Origin of the sequence: Solimonas fluminis (assembly GCF_002930645.1) — a bacterium.
Taxonomy (GTDB): domain Bacteria; phylum Pseudomonadota; class Gammaproteobacteria; order Nevskiales; family Nevskiaceae; genus Solimonas_A; species Solimonas_A fluminis.
Genome location: NZ_PSNW01000003.1, coordinates 378,791 through 393,463 on the forward strand (window position 1 = coordinate 378,791; position 14,673 = coordinate 393,463).

The window sequence follows — 14,673 nt, forward strand, 5'->3', positions numbered from 1 at the left end:
GCGGTGTGTCGCGGCAGACGACCGGGCGGATCGCGCAAGGCCGCAGAGCGGGGGTGGATCGGCGGATGCTTTCGTGAGGCGCACGGCGGCCGATGCCTACCGGACAGCCGCGCCGCGCATGCGCGCGGCGCGGCGGCCGATACAGTAGGGTCCCGTCTCCGGAGTTCCGATGCCGACCCTGCTCTACGCCTGCACGCTGTTCCTCAGCTCCGCGCTGCTGTTCGCGGTGCAGCCGATGATCTCGAAGATGGTGCTGCCGCTGCTGGGCGGATCGCCCGGGGTCTGGAACGCCTGCATGTGCTTCTTCCAGGCCGGGCTGCTGGCGGGCTATGCCTATGCCCACCTGCTCGCGCGGCGGCTCGCCTGGACGACGCAGGCCGCGCTGCATGCCGCGCTGCTGCTGCTGGCCTTCCTGTTCCTGCCGCCGGCACTGGGCCAGGCCACCCCGCCCGCCGGCGGCTCGCCGGTCGGCTGGCTGCTGGGCCTGCTCGCCGTCGGCATCGGGCTGCCGTTCTTCGTCCTGTCGGCGACCGCGCCGCTGGTGCAGCACTGGTTCTCGCGCACCCGCCATCCGGACGCCCGCAATCCCTACTTCCTCTACGCCGCCAGCAACGCCGGCAGCCTGCTGGCGCTGCTCGGCTATCCCCTGCTGGTCGAGCCGCTGTGGGATCTCGGGCAGCAGAGCCTGGCTTGGTCGGCCGGCTTCGTGCTGCTGGCCCTGGCGCTGGCGGGCTGCTTCGCGGCGGCGCGCCGGCAGCGCGCCGAGGTCTCCGGTCAACCCGCCGACGACACGTCGGCCGCCGCCGTCTCCAACCGCCAGCGCCTGCTCTGGCTGGCGCTGTCCTTCCTGCCGTCGAGCCTGCTGCTGGGCGTCACCACCTTCATCACCACCGACCTGGCCTCGACCCCGCTGCTGTGGGTGATCCCGCTGGCGCTCTACCTGACGACCTTCATCTTCGTGTTCGCGCGGCGGCCGCTGCTGCGGCACGAGTGGATGCGGCGGGCGCTGCCCCACCTGCTGATCCTGATCGCGCTGCTGTCGCTGCTGCACATCGCCTCGGTCTGGCTGCTGGCGCTGCACCTGGCAGGTTTCTTCGCGATCGCCATGGTCAGCCACGGCGAGCTGGCCGCGCGGCGGCCCCATGCCGCGCACCTGACCGAGTTCTATCTGTTCATGTCGCTGGGCGGAGTGCTGGGCGGCATCTTCAATGCGCTGCTGGCCCCGGCGGTCTTCTCCGGTGTCTACGAATACCCGCTGATGCTGGCCGCCAGCTGCCTGCTGGCCGGGACGCCGGCGGCCGGCGGCCGGCGGGCGCTGGCCCTGGACGGCCTGCTGCCGGCGCTGCTGCTGGGCGTGCTGGTGCTGCTGGCCACGGGCAGCGATGCCCTGCGCAGCCTGCTGGCGCAGGGCGGGCGCGGCGGCATCGTGATCGCGGTGCTGGCCTTCGCCGCGCTGGCGGCGCTGCTGCTGTCCTTCAGCAGCCGTCCGCTGCGCTTCGCGCTGGGCATCTCGGCCTGCCTGGCGTTCGCCGCGGTGCGCCAGGCCCAGGGAGCCCTGGAGACCGAGCGCAGCTTCTTCGGCATCTACAAGGTGATCCCGGTCGACCAGGGCCGCAAGGTGGCCCTGCTGCACGGCACCACCGCGCACGGTGTCGCCGGCCAGGAGCCGGGGCAGGCCCGCCAGCCGATGAGCTACTACGCGGAGCAGGGGCCCTTCGGCCAGCTGCTGCGCTCGGACACGGTGCGCGGCTTCCGGCACATCGGCGTGGTCGGGCTGGGCGTGGGCAGCCTCGCCTGCTACGCCGCACCCGGCCAGTCCTGGACCTTCCACGAGATCGACCCGCTGGTGGAGCGGCTGGCGCGGGACCGCCGCCACTTCCGCTTCCTGGAGGAATGCGGGCAGCAGGCCGCGATCCGGATCGGCGATGCGCGCCTGACGCTGGAGCAGGTGCCCGACGGCGGCTACGACCTGCTGGTGCTGGATGCCTACAGCTCCGACAGCATCCCGCTGCACCTGATGAGCCGCGAGGCGCTGGCGCTGTACCTGCGCAAGCTGTCGCCGCGGGGACTGCTCGCCTTCCACGTCAGCAACCGCCACCTGGACCTGATGCCGGTGCTGGCCCGGCTGGCCGGCGATGCCGGGCTGTCCGGCCTGCAGCAGCACTTCAGGCCCGACGAAGCCCTGCGCCGGCAGGGCGAGGCCATGGCCACCGATGCGGTCCTGCTGTCGCGCCGCCGGGCCAACCTGGCCTTCCTGCAGGCGGACGCGGCCTGGCAGCCCCTGGCGCCCGCGCCGGGCACGCCCCTGTGGACCGACAGCTACTCCAACATCCTGGGCGTGATCCGCTGGCGCTGAGCGGGCCGCCTACTGCTGCAGGTACAGCAGGCGCTTGATCTCGCGCTGGCCGCGCGTCACCGCGTGCAGGATCACGCCGCAGGTGAAGGCCATCAGCGCCGACAGCATGATGCCGGTGCAGAGCACGGCGGTGGGCATCCTCGGCACCAGGCCGGTGCGGGCGTACTCCAGGAACAGCGGCAGCGACAGGCCCAGGGACAGTGCCGCCAGCAGCCCGGCGACGATGCTGAAGAACAGCAGCGGCCGCTCGCTGCGCACCAGGCGCGAGATGGTCCAGAGGATCTTCCAGCCGTCGGGCAGCGCGCGCAGCTTGCTGGCGGATCCCTCCGGACGCTCCACGTAGGGCCCCTCGATCTCCGTCATCGGCACCCGCAGGGAGAGCGCATGCACCGCCAGTTCCACCTCGATCTCGAAACCGCTGGCGAAGGCGGGAAAGGACTTGGCGAAGCGGCGCGAGAACACCTTGTAGCCGGACAGCACGTCGTCGAGCTGGTGGCCGAACAGATGGCCGATCAGCGAGGTGAACAGCCGGTTGCCGAAGCGGTGCCCGCGCCGGTAGGCCTCCGCGCCCTGCGCCACGCGCCGGCCGTTCACCAGGTCCAGGTGCTGCGCCAGCAGCGTCTCGATCATGCGCGGCGCGCAAGCCGCGTCGTAGGTGGCGTCGCCGTCGACCAGCACGTAGCAGTCCGCGTCCACGTCGGCCAGCATGCGCCGCACGACCTGCCCCTTGCCCTGGCGCCGTTCCGCACGCACCACCGCGCCGGCGGCCTGCGCGCGGGCCACGGTGTCGTCGGTGGAGTTGTTGTCGTAGACATAGACCGTGGCGCGGGGCAGCGCCGCGCGAAAGTCGGCGACGACGCGGGCAATGGTCTCCGCTTCGTTGCGGCAGGGCACGAGCACGGCGATGCGGGGTTCGGATGTCATGTTCACGCGCTGGGTTTCCGGAAGACGTAATGCCTCGACAGCCGGTAATTGGACAGCAGCGCCGCCGCCGTGCCGGCCAGGTAGGGCCATAGCAGGCCCCGCTCCGCTCCCGCCGCCGTCACGCAGCCCAGGAACACGGCATAGTTCACCGCGCAACCCAGGCTCTGCACGCCGAGATAGCGCAGGCCTTCGCCCAGGGGCCGCCCCCCGGAACCGAAGGTGAACCAGCGGTTGCCCGCCCAGGTCACGCCGACCGCGGCGAGGAAGGCCAGCAGCCGCGCCAGCCACCAGGCCTTGCCGGCGCCTTGCACCAGCAGGAAGAATACCGCGGCGTCGACGACGAATCCGGCACCGCCCACCAGGGAGAATCTCAGGAATGCCATGGACGGACCGGTCGGAGACGCAGCGCACAGTATCGCCCGTCGCGGCGTGACGGAATACCCAGCCAGACATACGGCATGCCCCGCCGGAAGACTCCACATTCCATGACCTCCTCCGCACCGGGCCGAGCCCTGGCCCTGCTGGTCGCCACGCTGATGATGGCCGTTGCCCTGGCACGGTCGGCGCCCACCAACCTCGATCGCCTGGCCCAGGCGGACCTGTCGAATCCCGACAGCTACTACAACCTCGTGGTGCTGCTGGACCGCACGCCGGAACACGGGCACCGCTTCGTGGCGCGCGACAACGCCCCCCTGGGCAGCTGGGTCCACTGGACCGAACCCTACACCTGGACGCTGTGGCAGCTGCACCGGCCGCTGCGCGCCGCCGGCCTGGCCGAGGAGCCGGCACTGCGCTTCGCCGGCGGCGCGCTGAGCCTGCTGGGCATGCTGGCGGTGGCCTTCTTCACCGCCCTGGCGGTGTCCTCGGTGGGCACGCGGCGCACCGCCATGATCAGCGGCCTGGCGCTGGCCGCCTGCATTCCGCTGCATGCCTACGGCAACCTGCTGCAGATCACCCACCACGTCTTCATGCTGGTGCCGCTGGCCGCGGCGGCGGCCTGCCTGCTGCGCGGCACGCCGGCGGCACGCCCGGGACTCGACCTGCTCGGCGGCGGCCTGCTGGCGCTGGGCTGGTGGATCTCCCCGGAGGCGATGCCCTTCGTCGTCGGGCTGGTCTACCTGCGCATCGCCGCCCGCCTGCAGGGCCTCGCACCGGCGCTGTGGCTGATCGCGCCGGGCCTGTTCGGCGTCACCCTGCTGGCCTGGTGGCTCGACCCGCCGCCGCCGACCTTCCCGGCCTGGACCCTGGACCGCATGAGCCTGGCCTGGCTGCTGCTGGCGGGGCTGCTGGCCGCGATGCCGCTGCTGGCCGAAGCCTGCACGCGGCGCGGCCTGTCGCCGGGCCGCAGCTTCGTGCTCGTGGCCGCCGCCTCGGCGGCCGCGATGCTGGCCTGGACGCTGGCCGTCCCGGGCGTGCGCGCCGGGCCGTCCGGCCTGATCCCGGAGGAACTGAAGGCGCTGTGGTGGAACCAGATCGTGGAACTGCAGTCCGCGCACCGGCCGCACCAGTGGATGGCCTACTTCGCATTGCCGCTGGCCGGAGCCCTGGCCGCCGGCCACCGCGCCTGGCGCGAGCGCAGCCTCTGGCTGGCAGCGCTGGCCTTCATGTCGCTGGCCTACGGACTGCTGGGCGTCTGGCACCTGCGCATGGGCGCGGCCGCAGGCGTGGCCGGAGCACTGGCCTTCGGCATCGGGCTCGGCGGGCTGCGCGGCTTCGGCGACACCGACGAAAGCCTGTCCCGGCGCCGCCAGGCCGGCGTCTTCCTGCTGACCGTGTTCCCGGCGCTGCAGCTGGCTGCCACCGTGACGCTGGCCTCGCTATGGCCACCACCGCCGCAGGAAAAGCACTGCAGCCTGGCCAGCGTCGCGCCGGTGCTCCAGCAGATTCCGCCGGCGACCTTCCTGGCGCCCGTCTTCAGCGGCTCGGAACTGCTCTACCGGACGCATCACCGCATCATCACCGGGCCTTATCATCACAACGTGGAAGGCCTGCTCGACAACTACCGTGCCTGGCTCTACACCGGCACCGACAGCCCGCCGGAAATCTTCGCGCGGCGCGGGGTCGGCTACGTGCTGGGCTGCACCCACTACCAGAACGAACTGCGCGGCCGCGCCGGCCGGCGCACGCTGATGGAACGCGTCGCCGACGGCGACGTGCCGGCCTGGCTGCAGGCCCAACCCTGGCCCCCCGGCACCGAGACGGAATGGCGCCTGTACCGCGTCGGCATGCCCGGGCCCGCAACGGCGGCCCCCTGACATGACGACCTATGCCATCGGCGACGTGCAGGGCTGCCATGAACCGCTGCGGCAGCTGCTGGAACGGCTGCGCTTCGACCCGGCGGCGGACCGCCTGATCTTCCTCGGCGACCTGGTCAACCGCGGCCCGCAGTCGGCGGAGGTGCTGCGCTTCGTGCGCGGGCTGGGCGACCGCGCCGTCAACGTGCTGGGCAACCACGACCTGCACCTGCTGGCGGTAGCCGCCCGCGGCGACAAGGCCGGACGCAAGGACAGCTTCCAGGACGTGCTCGATGCCCCGGACCGCGAGGACTTGCTGGGCTGGCTCAGCCGCTGCCCGCTGGCCTACGAGGATCCGGAAACCGGCGTCCTGGCCGTGCACGCCGGCGTCGCCCCGCAGTGGACCCGCAGCAAGCTGCTGGCGCTGGCACGCGAGGCCGCCGACCGGATCTCCGGCCCCGATGCCGGCGAGTTCTACGCCCACATGTACGGCGACGATCCCGACCTGTGGCGCGGCAGCCTCAAGGGCTGGAAGCGCCTGCGCTTCATCGTGAACTGCTTCACGCGCATCCGCTATTGCGACGCCGAAGGGCGGATCGACACCCGCTACAAGGGCGCGCCCGGGACCCAGCCGGCGCACCTGCGGCCCTGGTTCGAAGCCGAAGGGCGGCGCACGGCGCAGGACACCATCGTCTTCGGCCACTGGTCGACGCTGGGCCGGGTCGGCTGGAGCAACGGCAAGGCGATGGGGCTGGATACCGGCTGCGTCTGGGGCGGCCGCCTGACGGCGCTGAACCTGCAGACCGGCGAGCTGACCGGCTGCGCCTGCCCCGGCGCGATGCGGCCGGGCGTGGACGCATAGCCGCCGGATGCAAGCCCCGTTCCCGCGCGCCGGCGGGCTACCGCTTTGCCCCTGCTTTCTCTACTCTGCGGCCGAACGCCTCCCGATTCCTTCCATCAGCCAATCCCATCCGCTGGAAGGACACGCGGTGCAAAGCGGTCCGGGGCCGGGCATGCTCATTGGGCGGCCCGGGAACCGCAGGCGTGACACCTACGCACGGTACGGATGAGCACTATGTCCCTCATGCACAGACAACGCGGAGCAACGGCGGTCGAGTACGCGCTCGTGTTCCCGGTGTTCTTCCTGCTGTTCTACGGCATGCTGACCTACGGCCTGATCTTCATGATGCGCCTCAATCTCCAGCATTCCGCCGAGGAGGGCGCGCGCGCGGCCCTGCGGCACCAGCGCCTGCCGGCCGGCAACACCGAAAGCCCGGCGCCCTCGCAGCTCGAGCTGCGGCGCCGCCAGGCCGAGACCGTGGCCGCCTCGCACAGCAGCTGGATCAATACCTGGAAGCCGGGGCTGCTGCAGATCCAGGCCCGGATCTGCAAGGCCGACGCCGCCACCGACAATGCCGCGCAGTGCCCGACCGGCTCCAGCGTCACGGATTGCGACATCCTGCCAGGCTGCCAGGTGGTGGTGACCATGAGCTACCCCTACGCCGCCCATGCCAACGGGCCGGCGCTGCCGGCATTGCCCGGCTTCGGCCTGATGATCCCCAACTACCTCACCGCGCAGGGCCGCATCCTGCTCGACGGCCGGGCGCTGGACCTATGAAGACGATGCGCCGGCCTTTCCCCAAGGCACAGCGGGGCGCCTCGGCGATGGAGTTCGCCCTGGTCCTGCCCGTGTTCCTGCTGATCCTCTACGGCCTGATCACCTTCGGCGCCGCGTTCTACACGCAGCTGGCGGTGTCGCGCGCGGCGGAGGACGGCGCACGCGCCGCCATCCAGCCCGGCATCACCAACGACATGATCAAGGCCGAGGTGATCAACTCCCTGGCCACCTCGTCCATTGCCCCGCGCGCGCAGAACACCAGCTTCACCACGCGCCGCGACTGGCTCAACACGCAGGTCAAGCCCTCGCGTGTCACCGTGGTGCGCAATACCGCCTGCAACGGTGCCGGCAGCACCGGTGCGGTCAGCATCACCGTGGACTTCCCCTACGACAACGCGGCCGGCACGCGCATCCTGCCCTCGATCACGATCCCGGCCATCGGCGATATCGACGGCTGGATGCCCAAGAAGCTGGTGAGCTGCGCCACGGCCCAGATCTAACGCGAGAGGTCCATCGTGCCACGCCCATCCATCACCGCCCCCTCGCTCTCCGCCCGCCGGCAGCAGGGCTCCATCGTCATCTTCGCGGCGCTGGGCCTGAGCCTGGCGGTGATCCTGCTGTCGATCGCCGACATGGGCTTCCTGTACTTCTACAAGCGCGAGTACCAGAAGGCCGCGGACCTCGCCGCCATGGCCGGTGCCCGCAGCCTGCACCTGAGCTGCGCCACCGCGCGCACCACGGGCATCGCCAACGCCAACCAGAACCTGGGCGGCCGCAACCACAACACCCCGGTGCTGGAATGCGGCCATTGGGACGGCCGCCGCGACGTCGCCTTCGACCCGGACGCCGACACGGAAGACCTGAACGCCGTGCGCGCCACCATCTCCGGCATCCCGCCGCGCTTCCTGCCGTTCATCAAGAGCCATACGCTGACCGCGCGGGCGATCGCCATCGCCAACCAGCCGCTGGCGCAGCTGCGCATCCGCAGCACGCTGGCCACCGTCAACCCCGGCCAGGGCACGCTGCTCAACGCCGTGGTCGGCGGCCTGCTCGGCGGCAGCCTGAACCTCAGCGCCGGTGCCTGGGACGGCCTGGTGCACACCGACCTCAACCTGCTCAACTACCTCGACGCCCTGGCGCTGAATCTCGGCCTGGACGTGGGCGACTACGACAGCGTGCTCGACACCGAAGTCTCGCTCGGCACCCTGCTGGGCGTCGCCGCCACGGCGCTGCAGCAGGGCGGCGGCAGCGGCGGCACCGCCAACATCGATGCCTCCCTGCTGGGCCTGCAGAACCTGCTCGGCGCCAACCTGCCGGGCATGTCGCCGCTGATCCGCCTGGGCGACCTGCTCAACATCCAGACCGGCACGCCCGAGTCCGGCCTGGATACGAACCTGAACCTGTTCCAGCTGATCCAGGGCAGCGTGCAGCTGGCCAACAAGAACTGCGTGGCCTGCGCCAACCTGCCCATCAACATCCCCGGCGTGGTCGGCGCCAACGTGCGCGTGCGCGTGATCGAGTCGCCGCAGCTCTCCGCCATCGGCAACCCCGAACGCGCCCGCCTCGATCCGCTCGGCGAGGACCGCATCTACGTCCGCACCGCGCAGGTACGCACGCTGATCTCGGTGGACCTGCCCAACCTGACGGGCCTCATCACGCCGCTGCTGAACGACACCGTGGTCGGCAGCGTGGCCAACGTGGTGAACGACCTGCTGTCGCTGAACCTGCTCGGCGTGCTGGGCTGGCTGCTGCCGATCCCCACCGAGCGCGATGTGATCGACATCCTGGTGCTGCCGACGCCGCGCCTGGACGTGAACATCGACGCCGGCGGCGGCCGCGCCTACGTCAGCGACTATTCCTGCGCCAACGAGCCGGACAAGTCGCTGACCGTGCCCACCTACACCGCCGCGGCCGAACTGCGCGTCGGCAACATGGGCACCACGGCCGCCGACGCCGCCACCAAGGTCTTCGCCTCCAGCGCCCCGCCCACCGTGGACCCGGTACCGGTGCTCGACATCGGCACCCGCCGCGTGCGCCAGATCTGCCTGCTGGGCCTGTGCTCCACCACCTGGCTGCGCGCCGACGGCGGCTGGGACAGCGACAAGAGCAAGTCCAAGCGCAACGCCTTCGTCGGCGGCGGCATCGGCCTGAAGGCCGACCTGCCCATCGCCAGCACCAACACCACCCAGGTCTACACCCAGCCGCCGGCCGGTGGCCTGCCGAAGGTCGGCGAGGATCCGGCCTACAAGAGCGTCACCTCCTCCAACATCGTCAACAGCCTGCGCAACACCCTGCTGGGCCTGCAGCTGCAGTTCTACCAGCCCTCCGGCGGCGGCATCGGCGGCAGTGGCCTGGGCAACGTGGTGTTCCTGGTCGGCAGCGTGGTCAACACCCTGGTCTCCACCCTCACCACGGCGATCAACGCCGTCCTGGGTCCGCTGCTGGACCCGCTGGTGAACCTGCTGCTGGAACAGCTGGGCGTGGACCTCAACAAGGTGGAAGTGGGCGCCAACCTCAGCTGCAGCGGCGGCGGCGCGACGCTGGTCGACTGAGGGCGTTCGTCCTTCGACCGGCCCAGGGCGAACGCCCAGGTCCGCCTCTCGCGTCCCCTCTTCTCCTGCCCCTCCCCCGCAAGCGGAGAGGGGTTGTGCTTTTCTCTGGCCTGGCAGCAACGGGCCGAAGGACCTTCGGAATCGCCCTTGCGGACCCCTGATGGGCGTGGGCGAATGCGGTTGACGCGGGGGTCCCAATGTCCGAGTGCTGCGCGGGAGCCGGATGCAGGGTCGAGCCGGACAGGATGTCCGGCCGAGGGACCTCGGGCCAGGAATATCGTCACTCGCAGCGTGGGGGCCCCGCGCAGTGGAGATCCTGGCGTCGCGAGGGGCGGGCAGCGGGAAGCCGGCCCGGCTTGTACAGGCTCGGACGAAGCAGGTAACGGACCCGGCCCGTCGCCGTCGCCACCCACGCAGGTTGCCCCGCCCAAGCGGGGCCGCGCGAACTCCGGGGGCGCTTTCCTTTGGTTACTTTTCTTCGCCTGGAGCGCCTGCTGTTGATGCGCAAACAAGGAAAAGCAACTCGCCCTTGGGCGAAACCAAGCTTCAAGGAACCACCGCTTCTGACCGGCGTCGTCGCCGGCACCACCGCTTGGCTTCTACAGCAAAGCGGCGCCCCTCACCCCGGCAACTGCTCCATGCGTTGCCCTACCTCAGGCATCCATGCCCTCGCCAAGCCTCTCCCCGCAAGCGGGGAGAGGGAGCAGCCGCGCGAGATCACCCATGCATGGGGTGCTGCACAAAGAAAAGCCCCCGACTAGCGGGGGCTTTGCCATTCAAGCGCTACCTCAGTGCCTCGGCTTGAACACCGGCTCTTCGCCCGGCGCCAGTTCCTTCGGCTTGAGGATGAACGAGGCGATGGCCGGCAGCAGCAGGATCGCGCCGAACATGTTCGCCATGAACATGAACACCAGCAGCTTGCCCATGTCGCGCTGGAACTGCAGGCCCGACCAGAGCCAGGTCAGCACGCCCAGGCTCAGCGTCAGGCCGGTGAAGATCACCGCCTTGCCTGTCAGCTTCAGGGTCTTGAGATAGGCCGCCCTTGTCTTGAAGCCCGCGGCCAATGCGTCGGCGAAGGTCGCGTAGACGTAGATGCCGTAGTCCACGCCGACGCCGGCCGCCAGGGCCACCGCCGGCAGGATCGCCACCTTCATGCCGATGCCCAGGATCGTCATCACCGCGTAGGCCATCCAGGACACCAGCGACAGCGGCAGCATGATCGCCACCAGGCTCTGCCACTCGAAGAAGGACAGGAACACGCAGATGATGATGCCGGCGTAGACCGTGTACAGGATCGGCTTCTCGCGGGCGTGGACTTCCTCGTTGGTCGCCGCCATGACGCCGACGTTGCCGGAAGCCAGCGCGAAGTTCACCGGGCAGGCCTTGTCCATCGCCTTGTGCGCCTCGGAAGCCTCGTCGGCGGCCTTGGTCAGCTCGACCACCTTCGGATTGGCGTCGATCTTCTCGTCGGTCAGCGTCTTGTCCTTCTTGCGCATCGCCTCGATGTACTTCTCGCGGGCGATGCGGGTCCGGCCCGCCTCGCGGCGCTTCTCGAGCTTCTCTGCGCAGTACTGGGCATTGACGTCCTTGTTGACCTCGTAGAACTCGGCGGCGTTCTCGGTATTGAACGCGTTCACCTCGTGGACGATGCGCTCCAGCGTCGCAGCGCGGTGGTTCTGGGTGAACACGAACACCGCCAGCGCCGAGCAGTTGGAGTTCAGCAGGCCCGAGGAGGTCGGGATCGGCGTGATCGCCTGCACCATGGTGTACTGGTTGCGCGGCAGCACCTTGAACTTCGGCGTGGCCTCGGAGAAGGCCGCGTTGACCTGGCGCGCGGCCCAGGGCAGCGACAGGATCGACTGCACGCCCTCGGTGTTCTCCATGCGCCAGCCGAAGCGGTCCACCTGGTCCATCATGTCGTGGCGCACGCAGGCTTCCGCGTCCATCTCGGCGATCACCTTCATGATGTCGGTGCCGATCGCGAAATTGCGGCCGATGGCGTTGGTGTCGTTGTTGTAGCGCGAATCGGGCAGCAGCTCGGGCACGCCGTCCTGGCTGTCGCCCACCTGCAGGCCCTCGCCCTTCCAGAAGCTCCAGCCGTACAGCGCGGCCGCGGCCAGGATGGCGATGACCGCCGGGGTCGGGCGCACGATGTTGGAAATGAACTCCCAGACCGGATCCAGCACGCTGTCGCGCTGCTCCTGCTTCAGGCGGAAGGCCTCGGGGTCGCCGATGTCGATCCAGGTCAGCCAGATCGGCATCATCACCTTGTTGGTGATCAGGATCGCGAACATGCCGAGCGAGGCGTTGATCGCCATCTCGCGGATGATGTCGATGGGGATGGTGTAGATCAGGGCGAAACCGACGAAGCCGGTCATGATCGCCATGGTTCCGTACACCGCCAGGCGGCGCCAGGTCTCGAGCGAGGCGTCGAAGCTGTTGCGCTTGAACAGCGTGATTTCGCCGACCCAGGCGTTGACGTACTGCACGCCGTGCGACACCGAGATGGCGATGATCAGGAACGGCACCAGGATCGCGAAGGGATCCAGGCCCTTGCCGGCCATCTGCAGCAGGCCGAATTCCCAGATCACGGCGGTGATGGCGCAGACCAGCGGCAGGATCGCCAGCTTCATCGAGCCGGTGTAGAGCCACAGCAGCAGGAAGGTCATGAACAGCGTCAGGATCAGGAACAGCACCACCTGCATGGTGGCGTCGATCACGTCGCCTACGACCTTGGCGAAGCCGATGACGTGGACGTTGATGTCCGGGTTGTACTGCGGGTTGTCGACCAGTTCGGCGACCACCGCGCTGCCCTTGACCTTGAACTTGTCGGGCGACGAGCCGTCGTCCTTGGCCGGGCCGCTGACCTCGAAGGTCTCCATGCGCAGCTTCCAGCCCAGGTCGACGAAGCCCTCGCCCACCACGGTGCCGGCCGCCAGGCCGTCCTGGGCTTCCTTGAGCTTGTAGACGTACTTCTTGGGGTTGGTGAAGCGGCCGCGGATCTTGTCCTCCAGCATCTTGGAGACCACCGCGTAGTCCAGCTTCTCGCCGGTCACCGGATCCACTTCGAGCAGCTCGGAGTAGATCATCGCGCCGTTCTGGCTCTTGGTGGTGTAGCGGCCGACATGGCCGCCCTTGCCGACGTTGGCGCGCACCAGCGCGAACATCTCCGGATTGGGCGCGTACTCGGCGGGGATCACGTTGCCGCCGGCGAAGCCGCCCTCCACCACCTCGATGTAGCGCACGTCCGGCGTGAACAGCGAGGACACGCGCGAGCGGTCGATGCCGGGCAGGAAGAACACTTCGTCGGTCGCGGTCTTCAGCGAGGTCAGGAAGGCCTCGTTGTACATGTCGCCCTTGCCGTCCTTCTGGATCAGCGCCACCAGCACGGTGTTGGCGCCGCCGAACTCGGCCATGTACTGCTTGAGCACCTGCATGTACTTGTGGTCGAGCGGGATCGACTTGTCGAATCCGGCGTCGCGGCGGATGTGGCCGGCCTGCCAGGCGAACCAGACGGTCAGCACCAGCAGGATGCCCATGGTCAGCTTGCGCTTGGCATAGATCAGCGGCTCGATGGCCGCCAGGATCTTCTGCGTCGTCGTCAGCTTGTGGTTTTCTTCGGTCATTTTGAGAATTCCTGTTCGGGACGCGACGCTTACTGGAGCTTCACGCGCTGCACGCCCGACTCACCCACGGCGAGCAGGCTGGCGTCGGTGGCCACGATGACGCCGGACAGCGGGGTGCCGGCATCGGTGCGCAGGCTGCGCACGTTGCCGCCATTGCCGTCGATCAGCAGCACGGCTCCGTTGAGGCCCACCATGGCCACGCCGCCGCCGGGCAGCGAGGTGCCGCCGAACATGGACGCCACCGTGCCGGTGTCGACCTTGGTCCAGTTGCCGGACGCCGGGTCGGAGGACACGTAGACGTTGCCGCGCAGGCCGAACAGGGCCGCGCCCTTCTCGCCGACCGCCACCGCGCCGAACAGGGAGCTCTCGTAGGGCGCGACCAGCTTGTTCCAGGTGGCGCCGCCGTCGTTCGACAGGGCCAGCGTGCCCTGTTCGCCGGCGATCAGCAGGTCGCCGTTGTTGAGGCGGGAGATGGAGTTGAAATGCAGCTCGTCCGCACGGATCGGGGACTGCACCTCGGTCCAGTTCTGGCCGCCGTCGGAGGTTTCGTAGAACAGGCCGTAGGCACCCACCGCGAAGCCGCGGCTGGTGTCGAGGAAGATCACGTCCAGCAGCGGCTTCTCCAGCTGCGGCTGGAAGTTCTGCAGGGCCCAGGTCTTGCCGCCGTCCTTGGTGTGCAGGATCACGGCGTCATGGCCCACCGCCCAGCCGTTGTCGGCATCGGCGAAGGTCACGGCCGTGAGCGCCGAACGCACCGGCACCTGCACCTGCGACCAGTCCTTGCCGTTGGCGGACACCAGGACATGGCCGCGATCGCCGACCGCCACCAGGCGCTTGCCGGTGTTGGCGACGTCCAGCAGCATGGAGCGGCTGGCCAGCGGCATCAGCTCCGAGGGGCGCGGCTTCACCGCGGGTGCGGCGGCCTCCTCGGCGGCTGGCGCCTCCGCGGCCTCGGCGGATGCGGCATCGGCGGCGTCCTCTGCAGGAGCCTCCGCGGCGGCCTCGGCCGGTGCAGCGCCCTCGTCCTGGGCAATCGCGCTGATGGCCAGCGCGGCGAGCGTGGAACCGGCCAGCAGTCCCAGCAACTTCTTCTTATCGTGCTTCATGCTTCCCCTCGAATGGTGTCGCACAGGGGAAACCTGCGCGCTATGGGTTTTGGCCGCGCAAGTTTTTCACGTCGTCGCCAGCTTGGCCAGTTTTTTCGCGGCCAACCGGCTGCCCGCAGTGCAACAAAAACCGCTTGACAGCAAACCGGGGCCTGTCCCCGTTTCCCGGCTGCAGCGACCCGGGAAACGGGGACAGGCCCCGGCGGCATTCGAAGGAGGCCACGGCCGGCAGGCCCCGCGGGCGGCGGAGCCTGCCG

General features: G+C 69.6%; 10 protein-coding genes. 6 read left to right on the forward strand and 4 right to left on the reverse strand.

Going from position 1 to position 14,673, the window contains the following annotated elements; translation table 11 throughout:
• The first annotated feature begins 169 nt into the window (after positions 1-169).
• Complete coding sequence (locus C3942_RS08125) at positions 170-2,356, forward strand: spermidine synthase (protein ID WP_104229872.1); 2,187 nt, start codon at positions 170-172, stop codon at positions 2,354-2,356.
• Positions 2,357-2,365: 9 nt separating this feature from the next.
• On the opposite strand, the gene C3942_RS08130 is transcribed toward C3942_RS08125, so the two are convergent.
• Entirely contained in the window at positions 2,366-3,280 is a 915-nt protein-coding gene (locus C3942_RS08130) for a glycosyltransferase family 2 protein (protein ID WP_104229873.1), read from the reverse strand.
• 2 nt (positions 3,281-3,282) lie between these two features.
• Positions 3,283-3,663 (reverse strand): GtrA family protein, encoded by a 381-nt coding sequence (locus C3942_RS22250; protein WP_165797379.1) that lies wholly within the window; start codon positions 3,661-3,663, stop codon positions 3,283-3,285.
• Between the two features lie 102 nt (positions 3,664-3,765).
• On the opposite strand from C3942_RS22250, the gene C3942_RS08140 reads away from it, so the two are divergent.
• From C3942_RS08140 to C3942_RS08160, 5 genes are all read left to right on the forward strand, one after another.
• Complete coding sequence (locus C3942_RS08140) at positions 3,766-5,535, forward strand: hypothetical protein (RefSeq protein WP_165797380.1); 1,770 nt, start codon at positions 3,766-3,768, stop codon at positions 5,533-5,535.
• A gap of 1 nt (position 5,536) precedes the next feature.
• Positions 5,537-6,376, forward strand: coding sequence for a symmetrical bis(5'-nucleosyl)-tetraphosphatase (locus C3942_RS08145; protein ID WP_104229876.1), 840 nt, complete (start codon positions 5,537-5,539; stop codon positions 6,374-6,376).
• 222 nt (positions 6,377-6,598) lie between these two features.
• Positions 6,599-7,132 (forward strand): TadE/TadG family type IV pilus assembly protein, encoded by a 534-nt coding sequence (locus C3942_RS08150; RefSeq protein WP_207766013.1) that lies wholly within the window; start codon positions 6,599-6,601, stop codon positions 7,130-7,132.
• The gene (locus tag C3942_RS08155) at positions 7,129-7,632 is read left to right on the forward strand and encodes a TadE/TadG family type IV pilus assembly protein (protein WP_104229878.1); all 504 of its coding nucleotides are present in this window, start codon (positions 7,129-7,131) and stop codon (positions 7,630-7,632) included. Before C3942_RS08150 ends, C3942_RS08155 begins: the two co-directional genes overlap by 4 nt.
• A gap of 15 nt (positions 7,633-7,647) precedes the next feature.
• Positions 7,648-9,684, forward strand: a complete 2,037-nt coding sequence (locus tag C3942_RS08160) for a TadG family pilus assembly protein (protein WP_114409730.1) — start codon at positions 7,648-7,650, stop codon at positions 9,682-9,684.
• 788 nt (positions 9,685-10,472) lie between these two features.
• Here C3942_RS08160 and C3942_RS08165 read toward each other — a convergent pair.
• Together C3942_RS08165 and C3942_RS08170 are read right to left on the reverse strand one after the other, a co-directional pair.
• Positions 10,473-13,310, reverse strand: coding sequence for an efflux RND transporter permease subunit (locus tag C3942_RS08165; protein ID WP_104229880.1), 2,838 nt, complete (start codon positions 13,308-13,310; stop codon positions 10,473-10,475).
• Positions 13,311-13,339: 29 nt separating this feature from the next.
• Complete coding sequence (locus C3942_RS08170) at positions 13,340-14,416, reverse strand: WD40/YVTN/BNR-like repeat-containing protein (protein WP_133164272.1); 1,077 nt, start codon at positions 14,414-14,416, stop codon at positions 13,340-13,342.
• Positions 14,417-14,673 lie beyond the last annotated feature (257 nt).

Bases quoted from the DNA above. Each gene is read 5' to 3' on its own strand.
- C3942_RS08125 (WP_104229872.1), top strand. From the start codon at position 170: ATGCCGACCCTGCTCTACGCCTGCACGCTGTTCCTCAGCTCCGCGCTG.
- C3942_RS08130 (WP_104229873.1), bottom strand. From the start codon at position 3,280: ATGACATCCGAACCCCGCATCGCCGTGCTCGTGCCCTGCCGCAACGAA.
- C3942_RS22250 (WP_165797379.1), bottom strand. From the start codon at position 3,663: ATGGCATTCCTGAGATTCTCCCTGGTGGGCGGTGCCGGATTCGTCGTC.
- C3942_RS08140 (WP_165797380.1), top strand. From the start codon at position 3,766: ATGACCTCCTCCGCACCGGGCCGAGCCCTGGCCCTGCTGGTCGCCACG.
- C3942_RS08145 (WP_104229876.1), top strand. From the start codon at position 5,537: ATGACGACCTATGCCATCGGCGACGTGCAGGGCTGCCATGAACCGCTG.
- C3942_RS08150 (WP_207766013.1), top strand. From the start codon at position 6,599: ATGCACAGACAACGCGGAGCAACGGCGGTCGAGTACGCGCTCGTGTTC.
- C3942_RS08155 (WP_104229878.1), top strand. From the start codon at position 7,129: ATGAAGACGATGCGCCGGCCTTTCCCCAAGGCACAGCGGGGCGCCTCG.
- C3942_RS08165 (WP_104229880.1), bottom strand. From the start codon at position 13,310: ATGACCGAAGAAAACCACAAGCTGACGACGACGCAGAAGATCCTGGCG.
- C3942_RS08170 (WP_133164272.1), bottom strand. From the start codon at position 14,416: ATGAAGCACGATAAGAAGAAGTTGCTGGGACTGCTGGCCGGTTCCACG.